The organism is Treponema sp. (assembly GCF_052169735.1).
In the GTDB taxonomy this organism is placed as follows: Bacteria; Spirochaetota; Spirochaetia; order Treponematales; family Treponemataceae; genus Treponema.
On sequence record NZ_JBQNBW010000059.1, the window covers coordinates 1 to 17,149 of the forward strand.

15 protein-coding genes are annotated in these 17,149 nt (G+C 47.0%); 9 read left to right on the plus strand and 6 right to left on the minus strand.

Translation table 11 applies throughout. The annotated features are described in order from the left end of the window. Positions 1-135: 135 nt before the first annotated feature. Together murJ and pheS are read right to left on the minus strand one after the other, a co-directional pair. Positions 136-1,725 carry a murein biosynthesis integral membrane protein MurJ gene (gene murJ, locus ACTTJ8_RS09435; RefSeq protein ID WP_442721030.1) on the minus strand — a complete coding sequence of 530 codons (1,590 nt, stop codon included), beginning with the start codon at positions 1,723-1,725 and terminating at the stop codon, positions 136-138. A gap of 47 nt (positions 1,726-1,772) precedes the next feature. Then, positions 1,773-3,320, minus strand: a complete 1,548-nt coding sequence (gene pheS, locus ACTTJ8_RS09440) for a phenylalanine--tRNA ligase subunit alpha (protein ID WP_442719180.1) — start codon at positions 3,318-3,320, stop codon at positions 1,773-1,775. A 251-nt stretch (positions 3,321-3,571) separates the two neighbouring features. Between pheS and mraZ the strand changes: the two genes are divergently transcribed. The 9 genes from mraZ to ACTTJ8_RS09485 all read left to right on the plus strand — a co-directional run bounded on the left by mraZ (position 3,572) and on the right by ACTTJ8_RS09485 (position 12,163). Further along, the gene (gene mraZ / locus ACTTJ8_RS09445) at positions 3,572-4,012 is read left to right on the plus strand and encodes a division/cell wall cluster transcriptional repressor MraZ (RefSeq protein WP_442716570.1); all 441 of its coding nucleotides are present in this window, start codon (positions 3,572-3,574) and stop codon (positions 4,010-4,012) included. A gap of 5 nt (positions 4,013-4,017) precedes the next feature. After that, a complete protein-coding gene (gene rsmH / locus ACTTJ8_RS09450) occupies positions 4,018-4,965 on the plus strand; it encodes a 16S rRNA (cytosine(1402)-N(4))-methyltransferase RsmH (protein ID WP_442721031.1) in 948 nt (315 codons plus the stop codon). 5 nt (positions 4,966-4,970) lie between these two features. Then, positions 4,971-5,252 (plus strand): cell division protein FtsL, encoded by a 282-nt coding sequence (locus ACTTJ8_RS09455; RefSeq protein ID WP_442719178.1) that lies wholly within the window; start codon positions 4,971-4,973, stop codon positions 5,250-5,252. 4 nt (positions 5,253-5,256) lie between these two features. Further along, complete coding sequence (locus ACTTJ8_RS09460; protein WP_442721032.1) at positions 5,257-6,651, plus strand: UDP-N-acetylmuramoyl-tripeptide--D-alanyl-D-alanine ligase; 1,395 nt, start codon at positions 5,257-5,259, stop codon at positions 6,649-6,651. After that, positions 6,651-7,790, plus strand: coding sequence for a putative lipid II flippase FtsW (ftsW, locus tag ACTTJ8_RS09465; protein ID WP_442716569.1), 1,140 nt, complete (start codon positions 6,651-6,653; stop codon positions 7,788-7,790). Before ACTTJ8_RS09460 ends, ftsW begins: the two co-directional genes overlap by 1 nt. Beyond that, complete coding sequence (locus tag ACTTJ8_RS09470) at positions 7,783-8,622, plus strand: cell division protein FtsQ/DivIB (protein WP_442721033.1); 840 nt, start codon at positions 7,783-7,785, stop codon at positions 8,620-8,622. The genes ftsW and ACTTJ8_RS09470 overlap by 8 nt, the downstream gene beginning before the upstream one ends. Next, complete coding sequence (ftsA, locus tag ACTTJ8_RS09475) at positions 8,615-9,859, plus strand: cell division protein FtsA (RefSeq protein ID WP_442719176.1); 1,245 nt, start codon at positions 8,615-8,617, stop codon at positions 9,857-9,859. Before ACTTJ8_RS09470 ends, ftsA begins: the two co-directional genes overlap by 8 nt. 87 nt (positions 9,860-9,946) lie before the next feature. Then, the gene (gene ftsZ / locus ACTTJ8_RS09480; protein WP_442721034.1) at positions 9,947-11,224 is read left to right on the plus strand and encodes a cell division protein FtsZ; all 1,278 of its coding nucleotides are present in this window, start codon (positions 9,947-9,949) and stop codon (positions 11,222-11,224) included. Between the two features lie 21 nt (positions 11,225-11,245). Further along, complete coding sequence (locus tag ACTTJ8_RS09485; RefSeq protein WP_442721035.1) at positions 11,246-12,163, plus strand: site-specific tyrosine recombinase; 918 nt, start codon at positions 11,246-11,248, stop codon at positions 12,161-12,163. A gap of 88 nt (positions 12,164-12,251) precedes the next feature. On the opposite strand, the gene ACTTJ8_RS09490 is transcribed toward ACTTJ8_RS09485, so the two are convergent. The 4 genes from ACTTJ8_RS09490 to ACTTJ8_RS09505 all read right to left on the minus strand — a co-directional run bounded on the left by ACTTJ8_RS09490 (position 12,252) and on the right by ACTTJ8_RS09505 (position 17,027). Continuing rightward, positions 12,252-12,866, minus strand: coding sequence for an HAD family hydrolase (locus ACTTJ8_RS09490; RefSeq protein WP_442716558.1), 615 nt, complete (start codon positions 12,864-12,866; stop codon positions 12,252-12,254). 272 nt (positions 12,867-13,138) lie between these two features. Then, positions 13,139-14,353, minus strand: coding sequence for a galactokinase (locus ACTTJ8_RS09495; protein WP_442721036.1), 1,215 nt, complete (start codon positions 14,351-14,353; stop codon positions 13,139-13,141). Beyond that, complete coding sequence (locus tag ACTTJ8_RS09500) at positions 14,353-15,618, minus strand: hemolysin family protein (RefSeq protein ID WP_442721037.1); 1,266 nt, start codon at positions 15,616-15,618, stop codon at positions 14,353-14,355. Before ACTTJ8_RS09500 ends, ACTTJ8_RS09495 begins: the two co-directional genes overlap by 1 nt. Next, the gene (locus ACTTJ8_RS09505) at positions 15,615-17,027 is read right to left on the minus strand and encodes a hemolysin family protein (protein ID WP_442721038.1); all 1,413 of its coding nucleotides are present in this window, start codon (positions 17,025-17,027) and stop codon (positions 15,615-15,617) included. The genes ACTTJ8_RS09500 and ACTTJ8_RS09505 overlap by 4 nt, the downstream gene beginning before the upstream one ends. Positions 17,028-17,149: the final 122 nt, after the last annotated feature.

Sequence of the window (17,149 nt, forward strand, 5' to 3'; positions counted from 1 at the left end):
TGCGTTCATAAAGATAGTATAGCAAGATTATTGCATTAAGCCTATCCTTGCGCTTTCATAATGAGGGGTAATCGCTTACCCTATTATAATTTGGCATCTCTAAAAACTCAAGTATAGTTTTTTAGATGGTTCCGATTACCGCTGCCGCCGTATCTTTTTTGCTGCATTTTTGATGAACTCATCTCCGCTTATCATCAAAAGGGTTAAAACAATGAGAGCAAATAAGGCTGCGCTCATGCAAAGCGGTAAACCTTGCGCAATAATGCGGGGATATGCAGCAAGCGGAGTATAGAGCCGTGCTCCGAAAAAATACAGCGGTGCGGCTGCTGCCAGAGAAAAAAGCGTTATCTTCAAGGTAAATTGTGCTGCCGGTGCTAAAAAGCCGGGAATATCCATAGTCTTACTTTTTTTTAGCAAGACTAACAGCAGCACGGTATTCACCATACTCGCAAGAGAGAGCGCAAGTGCAATGCCGCCGCCTTTCATTATGCCCGCAAGCGCTGCTGCCAGCACAATGTTAATACCAAAACAGATAATACCGGCAATGGTGGGATATTTCGGATTGCTTTGCGCATAAAATGCTGACGTTAAAATCCTATTTAATGCAATAAAAAATAAACCTGCAATATGCCATCGGAATGCTTGCAGCGTCAGCAGAACCGATTCATCGGTAAAGCGGCGGCTTTTATATACGAGAATGATAACCTGCTCACCTGAACAGAGGAGAAACAGCGTTGCCGGAATGGTTACCAACGCAATAATTTTTGCCGCATTTAATAGCAGCTTTTGGAATACATCCCACTGCTTATTCACCGCATGGGCAGACAGGTCGGGTAAAATAACCGTTCCTACTGAAACGGCAAAAATCCCCAGTATCAGTTCCTGCAGCCTGATTGAATACTGCAAACTCGCCGCAATTCCTACCCCTGCGTATGTTGCAAGCGCCGTGGAAACAAGATCGTTTATCTGATACACCGCAGTACCGATAAGCGTCGGTACAATCAGCGTGAGTATTTTCCGCGCACCGGCGTTGCCAAAGCAGCGTTTGAACGGCAGCACACGGAAGGAAAACCCTGCACGCAGCACAAAGGGGAGTTGAAACAGCATCTGCAACGATCCGCCGATCACTACCCCGGCAGCCATAGCCAGCGCAGGATTTCCCAGCGGTTTTGCAAGCGCAAAGGTACAGCCGATAACCGAGAGATTGAACAGGATGGGGGTAATTCCTGTTGGTAAAAAGATACGCACCCCGTTCAGTATTCCCTGAAAAAATGCCGCAATGGAAATGAGCAGCAGATAGGGGAACATAATACGGGTTAACAGCACTGTCGCAGAAAAGTCGCCGATTTTTGGAAAAAATACCGCAATAATCACACTGCTGATCAAAATCCCGATCATCACCGTTCCGGTTACCGCAAAGGAGAGCATAGTAAAGGTTGCTGACAGAAACTCCTTCATATCAGCTTTTGCTGATTCTGATCCGTTTTTTTCCTGTTCCAGATACGTTTGAAAGGTTGGGATAAAAGCAACCGTCATACTGTTTTCGGCAAAGATACGCCTGAGCAGATTGGGGATCATAAATGCCACGGTAAAGGCATCGGCAAGAGAGCCGGTTCCGAGAAAGGCTGATTTTGTCATTTCCCGTATCAAGCCTAAAATCCGTGACAGAAGGGTCAGCACAGAAAGACTGATCCCGCTTTTGAGTAAGGATGATGTCCGTTTCATGTATTGTTGTCTATGTGTTATGCAGCAGGATGTACAGCTTGAGCGGATTACCTGCGCAGGCGGACACCTTCAATGTCGGTGCTGAATAATTCACGCAGGTCGTTAAGCCCCAGCGCCATCAACGCCATACGGTCAATACCTATTCCCCATGCCAGTACCGGAACATCAATCCCCATTGCCTTGGTTACCTCCGGGCGGAAAATACCGGAGCCGCCAAGCTCAAACCAGCCAAGTACCGGGTGCTTAATATGCACTTCTATGGAAGGTTCCGTAAAGGGGAAGTAGCCGCCGACATATTTCACCTCGGTTGCACCGGCAATTTCTACCGCAAACATTTTGAGGATTCCAAGCAGCGTTCTTAAGTTTACCTGCTCACCGAGCACAATACCTTCAGTTTGATAAAAGTCCGAAAGATGGGTTGCGTCTACCTTGTCATACCGGAAACAGCGGGCAATACCAAAGTATTTGCCCGGAATTTTTGCCTTTGCCAGCTGATGAGCAGACAGTACCGTCCCTTGACTGCGGAGTAAAAGCTGGCGGGTAAAATCTCTATCAAAGTGATAGTTCCAGCCGCGGCTGCCGCTGTCCCCGCCCGTTTCGTGGATTTCCGCAACGCGGGACAAGAATGGCTCTTCAATCGCCTTTGCATGGGTGGGATTTTTAAGGTAATACACATCGTGAATATCGCGGGCTGCATGGAACTGCGGCATAAACAATGCATCCGAGTTCCAAAAGTCTGTTTCTACCAGCGGCCCGTCAAATTCTTCAAAACCGAGCGAGGTGAGCTTGTCTTTAACCCCTTCAAGGAAATCAACGTAGGGATTAGTCCTGCCGGGAATGACACGGGCTGGGGGCAGCTGAATATTATAGCTCCTAAAGGATTGTCCTTTCCACGCCCCGGTTTTTAAGCTTTCTGAGGTAAGCTGTCCTGTTTCCTCTCCGGTAATGCCTGCTGCCTGCAATGCAGCTTGCACTGCCGCCACCAGATCCGTAAAGGCATAGGTAATTTCATCCCGCTCTGTTATTTTAAATGCTGCATCAGCTGCACCGCGTTTTTTGGCAATACCGGCAATACAGCGCTTTTCATCCTCAGAGAAAGACTCTTCCAAGAGCTTGCCTTCCGGTGATTGTGCCGCGCGGTGAATCAGCTCCTTTGTCAGTAAAAAGGCGGCACTGTCAGGTTCTTTTATATAAACAGCTTTTTTCTCATCATTCATTGCAGCACAGCCTTCTTTTGAAAGCTGACCGAAGGATGAACCGACATCTTTGTTTTGTAAGCCGAGTTTTTGTGCGATTCCTGGCAACGTGAGCGGTCCCGCTTCTTTCAGCAGCCGGATAATACGCTCAGCAGGCATACCGTTTTGGGCATAGTCCTTTCCCAGTTCCGTCAGTTCATATACAACTGTTGTTTTTCTCGTCTTTTCTGCTACCAGTTCTTTGAGTTTCAGCCATGAAAACGCCTGATTAGCGTGCCCTTCCTTATAGTGCAGTACATCCTGCAATTTTTTTGCATAAAGACCTTCGCCTATTTTGAAATTTTTTAATACTTTTATTTCCAGCGGGTGTAAATTTTTTATGATTGATTGAATATCCATTACGGAAGCCTCCAGTTTTTCCACTACATTCAAAGTTTAAACAACACGAAAGATGATACTTCATTTCGCAATTTTAGTGAATAGCTTGATCCTGTTGCGATCGAGTTGGGTAAAATATAATCGCAGCATGAAAAGAACCAATACCGAGAAGCAGCACTTTTGTCTTAAAACCCTCATTGACATTTATCATTTTCCTAGTACAATGGAGTGTTGTGGGTGGAAGTGGGAGAAGGTAGCTAAAAGTGGAAAAGATGGTGTTTTCTGGGGAGTACAATAATACGCTTGATGAAAAAGGGCGCATTATGATTCCTGCAAAAATGCGTGCTTTACTACCCGATTCACAACTGGTAATGACACGCGGTATAGACCGCTGTGTATGGATATTTCCGCCGGAGGAATGGACACAGCTTTCAGAAAAGGTGATGCAGTCTGCCTCATTGTTTCAAGCACATTCCCGGCTCGTACTCCGCAGATTAATTGCTCCCGCTCAAGAAGTTGAAATTGACAAGGCAGGCCGTGTTTCAATCCCCCAAAGCTTACGTGAATATGCTCATTTGGAAAAGGATTGTGTATTATTAGGTATTAACCGCTATCTTGAATTATGGAATGCGGATGAATATCGCGCTTATCTGGAGGGAAGCGAGGCGGATTTCTATCACGCAAGTGAAGACTTGGGGCTTATCCGTTTTTAATAGGTATGGAGTTTGTACACACACCGGTTTTATTACAGGAATGTCTTCAGTTCCTTGTTCCGGAACTGCCGAATCCGCTGCTGATCGATGGTACCCTCGGTGAAGGAGGGCATACCGAAGCCTTTTTGCGCTCTTTTCCGCAGCTGCGGGCTATCGGTATTGACGCTGACCCGGCAATTCAGGAAAAGGCAAAGGTGCGGCTTACTCCGTTTGGCGAGCGTGTCCGGTTTTTTCTCGGCTGGTCTCATGATTTTTTTGCTGCATATCCGCAGCATGAGGCAGCTCCTGCGCTTATTTTATTCGATCTCGGCATATCTCTCTTCCATTATAAGGAGTCCGGGCGCGGTTTCTCATTCAGTACCGATGAACCGTTGGATATGCGTATTAACCCCACGGAATCGCTGACTGCTGCCGATATTGTAAATACCTACCCTGAAAAAAAGCTGGCGGATATGCTCTATGTCTTTGCAGAAGAGCGGTTTTCACGGGTAATTGCACGGGTTATTGTTGCAGAACGGCAAAAAGCCCCCTTTACCACGGCTCGGCAGCTTGCGGAAGCAGTTTTTTCCGCTGTTCCTGCCCGATTTCGGCATGGGGCTGTGCATCCTGCTACTAAAACGTTTCAGGCATTGCGGATAGCGGTCAATAGCGAACTTGACCGGCTGCCGAGCTTACTCGAAAATGCCTTTGCCTGTCTTGCGGAGGGAGGAAAGATGGGGGTTATCTCCTTCCATTCCTTGGAAGACCGCATTGTAAAATGCTTTTTCCGAGATTTGGCAAAAGCCTGTATTTGTCCGCCTGAAGTGCCGATATGTAGATGTGGAGGTGTGCCCCGTGCTGAACTATTGACTAAAAAGCCCGTTGCACCCTCCGATGAAGAAGTTGCCGTGAATGCTCCATCCCGGAGTGCACGGCTTCGGGTTATCAAAAAGTGCCCTATGAGGAGGTCCTAACCACTATGAAACATTTTTTAGCTTTGACCTTGACAGTGAGTATTCCGTGCTTACTGTTGGTAACGGTTAGGCAGTCATGGGCATATAATGCACTTGAACGGGAAGTTACTGCGTACAACAATGAGCAAACCCGCCTGATTGCAGAAAACAAACGGAAGATTTCCGCTATTTCTATTCTTTCCAAACCGCAGCGGATCGAAAAAATTGCTGTTGAAGAGCTCAATATGCAGAAAGCTGATTCCGCAGATATTATCCGTATTTCTCTTGATAAGGGTAAAAAGGGGTAATACTATGCTGTTGAGTTTTGAGGAACTCTGTCATGCAGTCTCCGGAAGTGTTGTTTGCCATTTTTCTCTCTATGCGGGATTCGATTCCGTTACTACTGATAGTAGAACTGTTGTTCCCCGCTCGCTTTTTGTACCGCTGCGGGGATTACAGCAGGACGGGCACCGCTATATCGAAAGCGCTTTGCAGCACGGCGCTTGCTATGTCTTTGCCGATGAAGCATATCTCAACGGGGAAGAAAACCGCCGAGCCATTACTGCGCTTTGTAAGCAGTATGAAGCAAGCTGTATCCGTGTAGCGCATACCCTTACGGCACTGCAGAATGCAGCAGCTGCGTATCTTGCACATTTTCCCCGCCTCCTGAAAATCGGTATAACCGGTTCAAACGGTAAAACAACCACCAAAGAATTGATCGCGTCTATTTTTGAACAAGAATACCGGGTGGTTAAAAACGAGGGGAATCTCAACTCGGAAACAGGCTTACCCCTTTCGATATTTCACGTTAGTGAAGAGCACGAAGTTGGAATTTTTGAACTCGGTATGAATAGACCGGGCGAAATTGCGGAGCTTGCCGCTGTGTTAAAGCCTGATATTGCCGTTATTACCAATATCGGTACTGCGCATATCGGTATGCTCGGTTCAAAAGATGCTATTGCGCATGAAAAAAAGCAAATTTTTTCTTTTTTTAATGCAGAGTGTGCGGGTTTTATCCCCGCTGATGACGAATATGCAGCCTTTTTGCGGGATGTTCCGCAGGGTAAAATCTTAGCTTACGGTGCAGCAGCGGACGGCACGTATGAGCTGGATGGTTTGAACGGGGCGATTATACGGTACCGCAATGAGCGTATACGGTTCCCCATTCCCGGTATGCATAATGTGCAAAATGCCTTTGCTGCAATCGCTGTTGCGGAGTATGTAAGGCTTTCCCCTCAGGCTATCAAACAGGGACTGGAGCAGGTGCAGAGTTTGTTCGGACGGTCTCAGATTGTCTATGGATCGGTAACCTACCTCCTTGACTGCTATAATGCCAATCCTGATTCAATGAATGCAGGACTCTCTTTTTGTGCGCATATTCCCGTGCATGGACACAAAATATATGTACTCGCTTCTATGCGGGAGTTGGGGTTGGCATCCCGGGCTGCGCATCGTGCCGTATGTAAAAGCGCCTTTTCTTCCGATGCCGATGCGCTCTTCTTTTTCGGTGAAGAAATCTGTGAAGCTGCTATAGAAGAAGGCCGCAGTTCCGATAAGCTGTTTTTCTGCTTTGACGAATCCAATGCGGAAAAATTGGGCAACACCTTGGACAGTCTTTTAAAAAAGCATGATTTTGTTTTTTTAAAGGGTTCCCGCGGTTTGGCATTGGAACAATTTGAACCGATTCTGCAAAAGGAGCGGTTATGATGCAGCGCCTTATCAGTGTTGAAAAAAACATTAGCCGCGACCGGTATAGCTTTATTTTTATCTTACTTGTTGTTACGATGGTCGGTGTCGGTATAGCGGTACTGTATTCAGGCTCTATGTTTTATGCTGAGCGTTTTTTTGGAAATCCTTCGTATTTTGTCATCCGGCAGTTCCGTAACTTGCTTGCAGGTACCATCGGACTTATTTTTTTTGCTTTTTTTAGTCTGGAACGGCTGCGTAAATATCTGCCTATATTGTTAGTTGTGTGCATCATTGCGCTGATTTTGCCCTTTGTACCGGGTATTGCATCACCGCGGAACGGGGCAAGCCGCTGGATTGCAATAAAAGGCTTTAGTATTCAGCCGTCAGAGTTTATTAAGCTCTTTCTCGTTTTGTTTTTGGCAAATTTTTTTGATAAAAAGGCTAACCAGCTGGATGCACCGCTTGTTGCAATTTTACCGCCCTTTTTTGTAAGTGCCCTATTGGTGTTTTTGGTCTATCTTGAAAATGATTTTTCGAGCTCGGCGTTTTTAATGCTTATTTTTATGATCATGTTTTTTGCTGCAGGCGGACCGCTGCTGTGGTTTCTCAAAGGGCTGATTGTTACGATTCCTTGTGCGGTTCTCATGGTGGTAACCTCAACTTACCGGATGAAGCGGGTTATTTCGTTTCTTTCCCCGGAGCATGATCCGCTCGATACCGGGTATCAAATCAATGCAGCGATGGCTGCACTTGCAAGCGGCGGTTTGCATGGAACAGGCTTAGGCAATGGAGTACATAAAATTTCGAGCGTCCCGGAAATCTATTCCGATTTTATCTTTGTCGCCTGGGCTGAGGAGATGGGGCTGGTCGGTGTGTTTGTCTATCTGCTGCTGCTGCTGGCATTTACTGCTGCAGCGTACCGCATTGCCTTTACGAGCGATGACCGATTCGGCTGTTACTTGGCATTCGGCGCTGCTTCGGCAATTACGATGCAGTCTTTTTTTAACCTCGGCGTTGTAGTACGGCTATTTCCGGCGACAGGTATTCCGCTTCCGTTTTTTTCGTTTGGAGGTTCATCGCTTATCACAACGCTGTGTTTATGCGGGCTTATTATCAATGTTTCAAATTACACAAAAAGGAGCGCTTTAAATGTCTGATATTCTTCATCTTCAAGGGTCTGCATACAGTCAGCCGGCAGCTGCATTACCCGCAGAAAAGCAGCCGAAGGGAAAGCTGGCTCTTAAAATTTTTGTTGTAGCGCTGCTGTTCTTTTTGATTGGCGAAACAGTGTTCTATCTCCTTATCGTACCCTTTGCCTCGGCTGTAAAGGTAGAAGTCTCCGGCATGTCATCTGTTTCTGCAGAGGCTATCACGCAGGCTGCCGGATTAAGTAAGGCGGATAAATGGGGAAAGATCAATACGGAAGCAGTACAGCGGCGGCTCAGGCAAATACCGCTGATTGCAGAAGTTACCGTAATAAAAAAATTCCCCGATAGACTGATTATCGACATTGTTGAACGGAAACCGGTGGGTATTCTTCTGGCAAGCGTCGGAGGCAGAACCGTACCGATGGAAATAGATAAAACCGGAACGGTATTTAAGCGGGTAACAAAAGAGACTTCAAAGCTCTTGCCGGTGATCAGCGGATTGAGTTTTCAAAATATCCGTGCCGGGATGAAGGTACACAAACAGCTGGTGCCCTTATTTATGCAGCTTGATCTTTTACAGAAAAAAAATCCTGCGCTGCTCAGTGAGATTTCCGAAATGAAAATCGAGCAAAAAAAATACGGCGGCTTTGATCTTGTTCTCTATCCGGTAAGGACACCGGTTAAAGTCCGTACCGGAGACACATTGAACGAAGACCGTCTCCAGTATATGATATTGACATTGGATGTTATCCGGGAGCTTGACCGCAGCTCAATGATTGAAGAATTGGATGTGCGGGGCGGTACAGCTTCCTACCGTTTAAGGGGGGGAACCAATGAGTGATGTCATTGTCGGGCTTGATATAGGTACCAGTGCAATCCGTGCCGTTGTCGCCGAACGGCTGGAGACCGGTGTCCTGCAGATTATTGGCGTTGGACATGGGGTGTCTCAAGGCTTGCGGAAAGGAGCTGTTGTCAATATAGAAAAAACCGTACAGGGGATTCACGAGGCTGTTGAAGCTGCGGAGATGATGTCCGGTATGGAAATTACCCACTGTATTACCGGCGTTGGCGGGACGCATATTGACGGACTAAACTCCCGCGGTATTGTTGCGGTAACCGATAAAGGGAAAGGCAACCGGGAAATAGATCAGCAGGATATTGCGCGGGTTATTGAAGCAGCAAAGGCTGTGGTAATTCCGCTGGACAGGCGGGTGATGCATGTTGTACCGCAGGCTTTTATTGTAGATGATCAGCGCGGCATAAAAGACCCCCGTAATATGATCGGCGTGCGTATTGAAGCTGAAGTGCATATTATTACTGCATCAATTACCTGTGTTAATAATATCGTTGATTGTGTAAAACGTGCGAATTTGCAGGTTGATACCTCTATGTACCACGGCTTAGCTGCTGTTGAGTCAGTAATGACAGAGGAAGAACAGGAGCTTGGTTCCGTACTCATCGACATTGGCGGAGGGACAACCGATATTGTGGTGATGATCGGCGGAGCGCCAGTTTTAACGGCAGTCTTGCCGGTAGGCGGCAGTCATGTTACGAACGACTTAGCTATTGTGAAAGGGCTGTCGAACGAAACTGCTGAAAAGTTGAAAACAACGGACGGCTGCTGTTGGATGCCGCTGATAGAAGAAGGAGAGCCTATTCTTATTCCCTCACCGGGAGGTCGTGCTCCGATGCAGCTTGATAAACTGGATATATGCGAGATTTTTCAGGCGCGTATGGCAGAGATATTCACGATGGTTAAAGATAAAATCTCACCGGTTTCATCATCAACCCGGTTTGCCGGTAATATTATTTTATGCGGCGGCGGCTCTCGTCTGCCCGGTGTAGTTGAACTTGCCTCCGACATCTTTGGAACAAGTGCCGTCCGGCTTGGGATTCCGGGGACATTCGGCGGCTTAACCGGAGAATACCGGAGTCCTGAATTTGCTGCTGTGCTGGGGCTTATTCTTTCTCAGTATAAGCAGCGCGGACCGAGTAGAGAAGAAAAGAAATTGCCGGATGTTGATTCAGGTAAAATTTTTGGTAAAATAAGGGGTGCGTGGAAAAATCTGTTTGAATAACGCATGGAGCAATCGCTAAAAACGACCGTAGAGGGAGTGTTGTTAGCGGTTTTATATGTTTGTATAATGGGAGATGGGAGGAAACAGATGGACTATCAAGTGAGCAATGAACCGTTAGCAGTAAATCCGACTATTATTAAGGTAATCGGGGCAGGAGGCGGCGGTTCAAATGCCGTAAACCACATGATGGCGTGTAATGTAGAAGGGGTTGAGTTTATTGCTGCAAACACTGATGTACAAGCCCTGAATTTTTCACAGGCACCGACTAAGTTAGCCATCGGTTCAAAGGTAACCGGGGGGCTGGGAGCTGGCGGTAAACCTGAGGTTGGCGAAAAAGCTGCTGTGGAAGATACCGAAATGATTGCAAACGCGATCAGCGGGGCACACATGGTATTTATTACAGCGGGAATGGGCGGCGGTACCGGTACAGGATCTGCACCGATTATTGCAAAGATAGCCCGTGAGCAGGGAGCCTTAACTATTGGGGTGGTAACCAAGCCCTTCGGTTTTGAAGGGAGGACGAAGATGCGGACTGCTGAAGCAGGGATAGAAAAGCTGCGGCAAGAGGTTGATACCCTGGTTGTTATTCCAAATCAGCACCTTTTAAACCTTGTTGATAAAACACAAACCATAAAAGAGGCCTTTGTCATGGCGGATGATATTCTGCGCCGTGCCGTACAGGGTATCTCTAATATTATTACGAACCACGGGTTCATCAATATTGACTTTGCCGATTTCCGTTCTGCAATGGCGGGACAGGGTGATGCCCTCATGGGAGTCGGTAGCGGTAGCGGGCAAAACCGGGCGGTTGATGCGGCAACCAATGCAATCAATAATCCGCTTTTGGAGGATTCCCGTATCGAAGGCGCTCGGTGGGTACTGGTCAATATCTGGTCATCGGAGAAGCTGGCAATCTCGGAAGTCAGTGAGATTATGGACATTGTTACCACCAATGTCCATCCGGATTTTCATAGTACTGTCGGTTTTATATTCGATGAGGCTATGGAAGATAAGATTCTGGTAACGGTTATCGCAACCGGTTTTGACGATGACACAGATAATCCGTCACAAGATATGCAAAAACAAGACGGTACAGCGGAAGCAGCTGGCAAAGAAAATCCTGTGCACACGTCTTTTGTGCAAAATGATTTTATCTCATCAACTGAATGGGCAAAGCTGCACACACCTAAACAACCTGTCCTTCCGGGATTAGGACCGAGGAATGCAGCGCCTGTATCTGCACCTGTGCCGGAGGTAAAACCGGAGCCGGAACGGGTAGAAAAGCCCCGTCAGCCCATCAAAGTTCAGCTGCCGAGCGCCAATACCGATTTGGATATTCCTGCATTTCTGCGGAATAAGCGGTAATTCTTATCAGGAAGACGCAGTGTGACGGAAATTCAGTTACGCACCTTTTACGGCTATCTTATTTCGGCGGAGGCGCGTGCGCCGCTCACTGCAAAAACCTACCTGAATACCCTGCGGGTATTTCAGGAGCAGCTGGGAGCGGAGCGCCTTATCGAAAATGCAGGAGAACAGGACTGCGTTCAGTTTATGCTGATGCGTTCTGAACAGGGAATTACCGGGCGGACGCTTGCAAAAGATCAGGCGGCACTCCGCTCATTTTACCGGTTTTTGCAGCTGGAAAACCTCCGCAGCGATAATCCGGCTGAGCAGCTGGAAATGCCCCGCCTCGAAAAAAATTTACCGCGGGTACTTGCTCTGGACGAAGTAAATACCCTCTTATCAGCTATTCCATTAGACACACCGAACGGCATCCGCGACCGTGCCCTCTTTGAGCTTATTTACTCGGCGGGTTTGCGGGTAAGCGAGGCAGTCAGCCTTTCGCTGGAAGATGTGTTCTTCAATGAACAGCTGCTCAAGGTGCATGGGAAGGGCGGAAAGGAGCGGATTATCCCCTTTGGTTCACAGGCTGGTGAGTACCTGATGCAGTACCTTAAAACAGCCCGCCCGGCTCTTTTAAAATCGCAGCACCGTGAACATACGGAGACAACCGGAGCGGTGTTCCTCAATAACCGCGGTGCACGGCTTACCCGCAAGGGCATCTGGAAGCGCTTACAGGATATTGAGCAGCTCAGCGGTGTAACGACAAAGATTCACACGCTCAGGCATTCTTATGCAACGCACTTACTGGCGGGCGGGGCAGACCTCCGCTCCGTGCAGTGTTTGTTGGGGCATTCCAGTATTACAACCACACAAGTGTATACACACATAGAAGACAAGGACTTAGAAGCATACCACCGCCGCTTTTTTGAACAGGATGGAGCTGCTAAAAACAGCCCCTGATATTCTATTTTTCTATCACGAAACAGCTATTCTGTCAGTGAACAGAAGTATATGGGAATCTCTCAAAACTTTTGCAGATGGTCTTATTTTATCCTAGACAGGACTGCCAATCTTTTTGTGCTTGTTCCAATCCTGTCCATAAAAAAGCATGGATTCCCAGTTCCCGCGCCGCAGTAATATTCGGTTGGCAGTCGTCAAAAAACACAGCCTCATCTGCGCGGATTCCCAATCCATCCAAACAGTTTCGATAGATTGCATATTCCGGCTTTATGAGATGCAGCCTGCAAGAAAAACAGGCGTAATCGGCAGCGGTGAACGGCGGTATTGTTGTTTCATACCGCTCTAAAAACTGATAGGGCATATTGGACAGGATTCCGAGTTTAAAACCCTGCTTTTGAACTGCTAATGCCCAATCGGAGACAGCCGTATTGATCTTACTCCAATGCTCCAAATCAATAGCGACTAACTTTTCTAAAAGCGCTCCGTCTTCTGCTTCTTTTTCGTAGCCATGTTCTTTTAGAATACGGCTGTACATTTCTTCTCCGCTGATAACACCCCGGTCAAAATCCTGACGGTGTGCGGTGAATAAATTGTTGAACACCTCCGGTGGAAGCCCTACGGATGCTGCCAAGGCTGCATCTATAGCTCCCGTGTTGGTAAGAGAGATAACATTCCCATAATCCAAAATCAATGCCTTAATCATCTGTACTCCTTCTATAAGAACTCAGTGCGATGCATACTATATCCTGCTATGGAATAATAAGGAGGCTTTTTTAATATAATGGACTTTACCTGAACCTTTGTTTTTGCATCGCTTCGTGCAGTATTCTGTAAAACAGAACCAGCCGTTTGCATGAAGAGTTTTTTACAATGCTGCGCCCCCTTTTCTAAGCTCACCGTAGAGTATGCAGCACTCGTAAAGAACCGCAGAGATTGTATCAGGTGTAGGGGAGTAAGGGGAGCGTGCTATATCTGCTATATCCGCCCGGCACCGTCTCCCGCTTCGCAGGCAAAGAAGGAAGCTGTTAATCCGGTTGCTGCCGAGTATTGTTCCCCAACACGGGCGGTAAATTCAGCCACGGCATCTTTTTGCACGATAGCAATTGCACAGCCGCCGAATCCGGCTCCGGTCATACGTGCACCTAAGCAACAGGGGTGTGCATTGGCAGCATCTGCAAGGGTGTCAAGTTCACAACCGGTTACCTCATAATCATCGCGGAGTGAAGCGTGCGATGCCTTTAATAAGCTGCCGAGCTGCACAAGATTAGCAGCCTGCAACGCCGCAACAGCTTCCTGTACCCGCTCATTTTCGGTAATGCAATGGCGTACCCTTTTGAGGATGCGCTCATCATGGATAGTCTTTGTAACCCAAGGCATATCTGTACTATGCAGTTCACAGAGATTTGCAATCGGTTGTACTTTTTGCAGGAGCGCTAAGCCTTCCATACATTCAGCGCGGCGTTCATTATATTTTGAATCAGCCAACAGCCGCTGTTTGTTGGTATTCATCACAACAATGCGGTAATCGCCTAAAACCAGCGGTACATATTGATACTCCAGTGTAGAGGTATCTAACAAAATAGCATATTCTTTCTTACCCATTGCAACACTGAACTGATCCATAATACCGCATTGCACGTTCATAAAGGTATGCTCAGATTCCTGTCCCATTTTCGCAAGATTAACAGCATCAATATGAAAGCCGAATAATTCGGCGACAGCCCGTCCAAAGCCGATTTCCAGCGCTGCAGAAGAAGAAATACCGCCACCTGCGGGCAGCTTACTAAAAAACAGCACCTCAAAACCGGTATTCAATACACAGCCTTTCTTTTGTAGTATGGAAAGCATTCCATTCAAATAATTGGCATACTGACTTTCTTTCCGGTAGGTAAAGGTATCGGCAATGCTAAACTCCATCGCACCGGGAAAGCGGATATCATCATAGATGATCTTTGAGTCTGCCCGTTTTCGGAGAATGACGTATAAATACCGGTCAATAGCCGCAGGGAAAACCTTTCCGCCGTTATAATCAATATGCTCGCCAATAATATTAATCCGGGCAGGAGATGCAATGCATATAATCTCTTCACTGCTTGTGCCATACCGAGCGGTAAAGGCTTGCAGTAACTCGTTTTTCATCTTTTCTTCCGGCAAATCGGTTAAAAACCGTACCGATGCCTGCTGATCCATTATGTCCTCCCGACGGAAAGATCGACAATGATGGTATCAATCCGTCTATCTAGTATATGTGCAGCTGTAAATTTCATGCGTCCGCACGTGACTGTATCATTAGTATGCGGTAAATACCCCCATTTTTCAAGCAGGAAACCGCCTATTGTGTCATAATAATCAGAATGAAAATCCGTATGGAGGAGTTCGTTACAATCCTCAAGCCGCAGTGCGCCGGGGATACTCAGCTTACTTGCATCGATAACGCGGACATTCCGCAGCGGATCGTTTTTTGCCCTGCCGTATTCATCCTGCATATTGGTAAAGACAGCAGCGACAATATCATCCATCGTGATTAAGCCTGATACCCCGCCGTGCTCATCAATGATGATCGCCATGTTGTGCGCACGTGTGTTCATTGCTTTTATCACCGAAAAAAGAGAGGCGCTTTCTGGTATGAATAAGGCAGGACGCACAAGGGCTGCAAGTTCAGGCTGCCGGTTTTTCTGTAGCGCAAACAGAATATCTTTATAATGCACAATCCCGGTGATGCTTTTTGTCTGCGCATTGTATACCGGTAAGCGGGAAAACCGGCTCATACGGAATTGTTCAATAATATGCGGGAATGTGAGTCCGGCATCGAGTGCGGTAATGGCAGTGCGCGGTGTCATAATATTCCGAAGTTTTACGTCCTGCAGCAGTACCGCCTTCCGCAGTAAAGCCTCTTCTCCCGCCGCTAAGGCTCCGTCTTCCTGCCCGATATGCACTAACAGCTGGAGGTCTTTATCCTGTAAAACGATAGGCGAATCTGCTGCCCGATTGGTAAAAGCCGCAAGCACCGCTCGTGTTAAAAGCGAAAAAACGGCAACAACAGGGCGGAGTACCATATAGCACAGCAGCAGCGGGAGTGATGCTGCCTGCCCTATCTGCTTTGCCCGTTCTGCAGCAAGGGCTTTAGGGAAAATTTCTGCTAGAATGATAATAAGGATGGTGATAACCGCTGTTGCTGCCGGCACTGCCTGCGGTCCAAACACATTCAACGTAAATGCAGTGATAAGACTTGAATTAAGCGTATTAACAAAATTGGTACCGATGAGCGCTACCGTAACAATCTTGTCCTTTATTTCAACCAGCCGTGCAAGCCGCTGTGCCCCCTTTCGGCTGCTCTTTTTTAAGCTGCGGTATTCTGCCCGCGACACAGCTGTTACCGCGGTTTCTGCTCCGGAGAAAAATGCGGCACAGCACAAAAGCAGCAGTATTTCGAGAAAAACAATAACAATACTCATGATTCCGGGTGTACCTGTACGGCAACCTGTGTAATCCGGTTAGCTGTTGCCGTTACAACGGTAAACGTATAAGGTTCAACGGTGATAGAACAGCCTGCTGCAGGAATTTCTCCGGTTTTTTCCATAATATAGCCGCCGATTGTATCACTGTAAGCTGATTCAAGGCGGATTCCAAGTTGTTCTTGTAAATCCGCTAAGCGTGTATTTCCGGCAATAAGCGGAGGCACTGCAGCTTCACCAAGCGCAGCATACGTCTCGGCAGCCATCGCAGTATGAGCAGCAGGTTCCGCAGCAGTTTGCTCCGCTAATACCGCACTCTGTGCTGCAGCCGTACTTTTTTCCCCTGTCCCGGAACCGGGCAAAGCGGCATTGATTTGCGGTATGGACTCTTGTACATCGTATTCGTCAAGAATGCTGCCGAAAATTTCCTCGCTGATATCCTCAACGGTGATCAGTCCTGCAGTGCCGCCGTATTCATCCAGCACAATCGCCATTGTTTGCTGTTCACTATGAAATTTCTGTTCAACCTGTGCTAATTTTGATGTTTCAAAGACAAACAGGGGTTTACGCAGGTAAGTACTTACTTGAAAATCAGCATCCCCGTTCATGTACTCAGGGGAAAACAGAAAATCTTTGATATAAAAAAAGCCTTGGATCGAATCAATACTCGAATCATAGACCGGGAAGCGGGAAAAATGAGACTTTTGAGAAAGCGCGATAATGTCTGCAGCAGAGGCATTGCTATGAATTGCAACAATATCCCGCCGCGGTGTCATCACACTGCGGACAGAAAAATCTCCATAGCGCAAGATATTGGTTAAAAGAATGCGTTCATCACTGCCAATAAAGCCGCCTTCCTCTCTGGCTTGGAAAAAATCCCGCAAATCTTCTTCCGTAACGGCAGCAGAACTCCGCGCTTCGCGTATGCCGCAAAACCGCAAGAGTACCCCGGTAACGGCGGAAAACAAATGAACAGCCGGGGATAAAAGCACCATCAGCATCAGAATAAAGCGGGCAAAAACAAGGCTCAGTTTATCAGGATAGATAAGCGCAATGGATTTAGGTAAAATTTCACCAAAGATGAGCAAAAGCACCGTAGCGGTAGCAACGGCAATGCCTAAGCCTGCATCACCGAATATGCGCAAGGCTGCGGCAGTAACTACTACCGAAATTGCAATATTGACAATACTATTGCCGATTAAAATAGTTGAGAGAAATTTTTGCTTGTTTTGCAACACTTTTTCTGCTCTTGCCGCAGCACGGTTGTTCTGCTCACGGAGAAAACGGAGTTTGAGCTTATTGAGAGATAAAAACGCCGTTTCTGCCGATGAAAAAAACATCGAAAACAAAAACAGTACTGCCAATGTAATGAGCAGCCAAATAGTATGCGGAGGTTCTCCAGTATCCATAATGTAGCATACCATCTTAAAAGGATTTTTCAAAAATGTCAATTTTCTTGTTCAGCGAAAGACTATAGTATAAATTGCAAGAGGTATTGCCCCAAAAAGGAATTTTTATGATATCTTCTGAT

Excerpts from the sequence above, each read along its gene's own strand:
- rsmH (WP_442721031.1), top strand. The coding sequence starts at position 4,018 with ATGGAGTTTGTACACACACCGGTTTTATTACAGGAATGTCTTCAGTTC.
- ACTTJ8_RS09460 (WP_442721032.1), top strand. The coding sequence starts at position 5,257 with ATGCTGTTGAGTTTTGAGGAACTCTGTCATGCAGTCTCCGGAAGTGTT.
- ACTTJ8_RS09455 (WP_442719178.1), top strand. The coding sequence starts at position 4,971 with ATGAAACATTTTTTAGCTTTGACCTTGACAGTGAGTATTCCGTGCTTA.
- ACTTJ8_RS09490 (WP_442716558.1), bottom strand. The coding sequence starts at position 12,866 with ATGATTAAGGCATTGATTTTGGATTATGGGAATGTTATCTCTCTTACC.
- ACTTJ8_RS09500 (WP_442721037.1), bottom strand. The coding sequence starts at position 15,618 with ATGAGTATTGTTATTGTTTTTCTCGAAATACTGCTGCTTTTGTGCTGT.
- ftsW (WP_442716569.1), top strand. The coding sequence starts at position 6,651 with ATGCAGCGCCTTATCAGTGTTGAAAAAAACATTAGCCGCGACCGGTAT.
- ftsA (WP_442719176.1), top strand. The coding sequence starts at position 8,615 with ATGAGTGATGTCATTGTCGGGCTTGATATAGGTACCAGTGCAATCCGT.
- ACTTJ8_RS09505 (WP_442721038.1), bottom strand. The coding sequence starts at position 17,027 with ATGGATACTGGAGAACCTCCGCATACTATTTGGCTGCTCATTACATTG.
- ACTTJ8_RS09470 (WP_442721033.1), top strand. The coding sequence starts at position 7,783 with ATGTCTGATATTCTTCATCTTCAAGGGTCTGCATACAGTCAGCCGGCA.
- mraZ (WP_442716570.1), top strand. The coding sequence starts at position 3,572 with ATGGTGTTTTCTGGGGAGTACAATAATACGCTTGATGAAAAAGGGCGC.
- ACTTJ8_RS09495 (WP_442721036.1), bottom strand. The coding sequence starts at position 14,353 with ATGGATCAGCAGGCATCGGTACGGTTTTTAACCGATTTGCCGGAAGAA.
- ftsZ (WP_442721034.1), top strand. The coding sequence starts at position 9,947 with ATGGACTATCAAGTGAGCAATGAACCGTTAGCAGTAAATCCGACTATT.
- pheS (WP_442719180.1), bottom strand. The coding sequence starts at position 3,320 with ATGGATATTCAATCAATCATAAAAAATTTACACCCGCTGGAAATAAAA.
- murJ (WP_442721030.1), bottom strand. The coding sequence starts at position 1,725 with ATGAAACGGACATCATCCTTACTCAAAAGCGGGATCAGTCTTTCTGTG.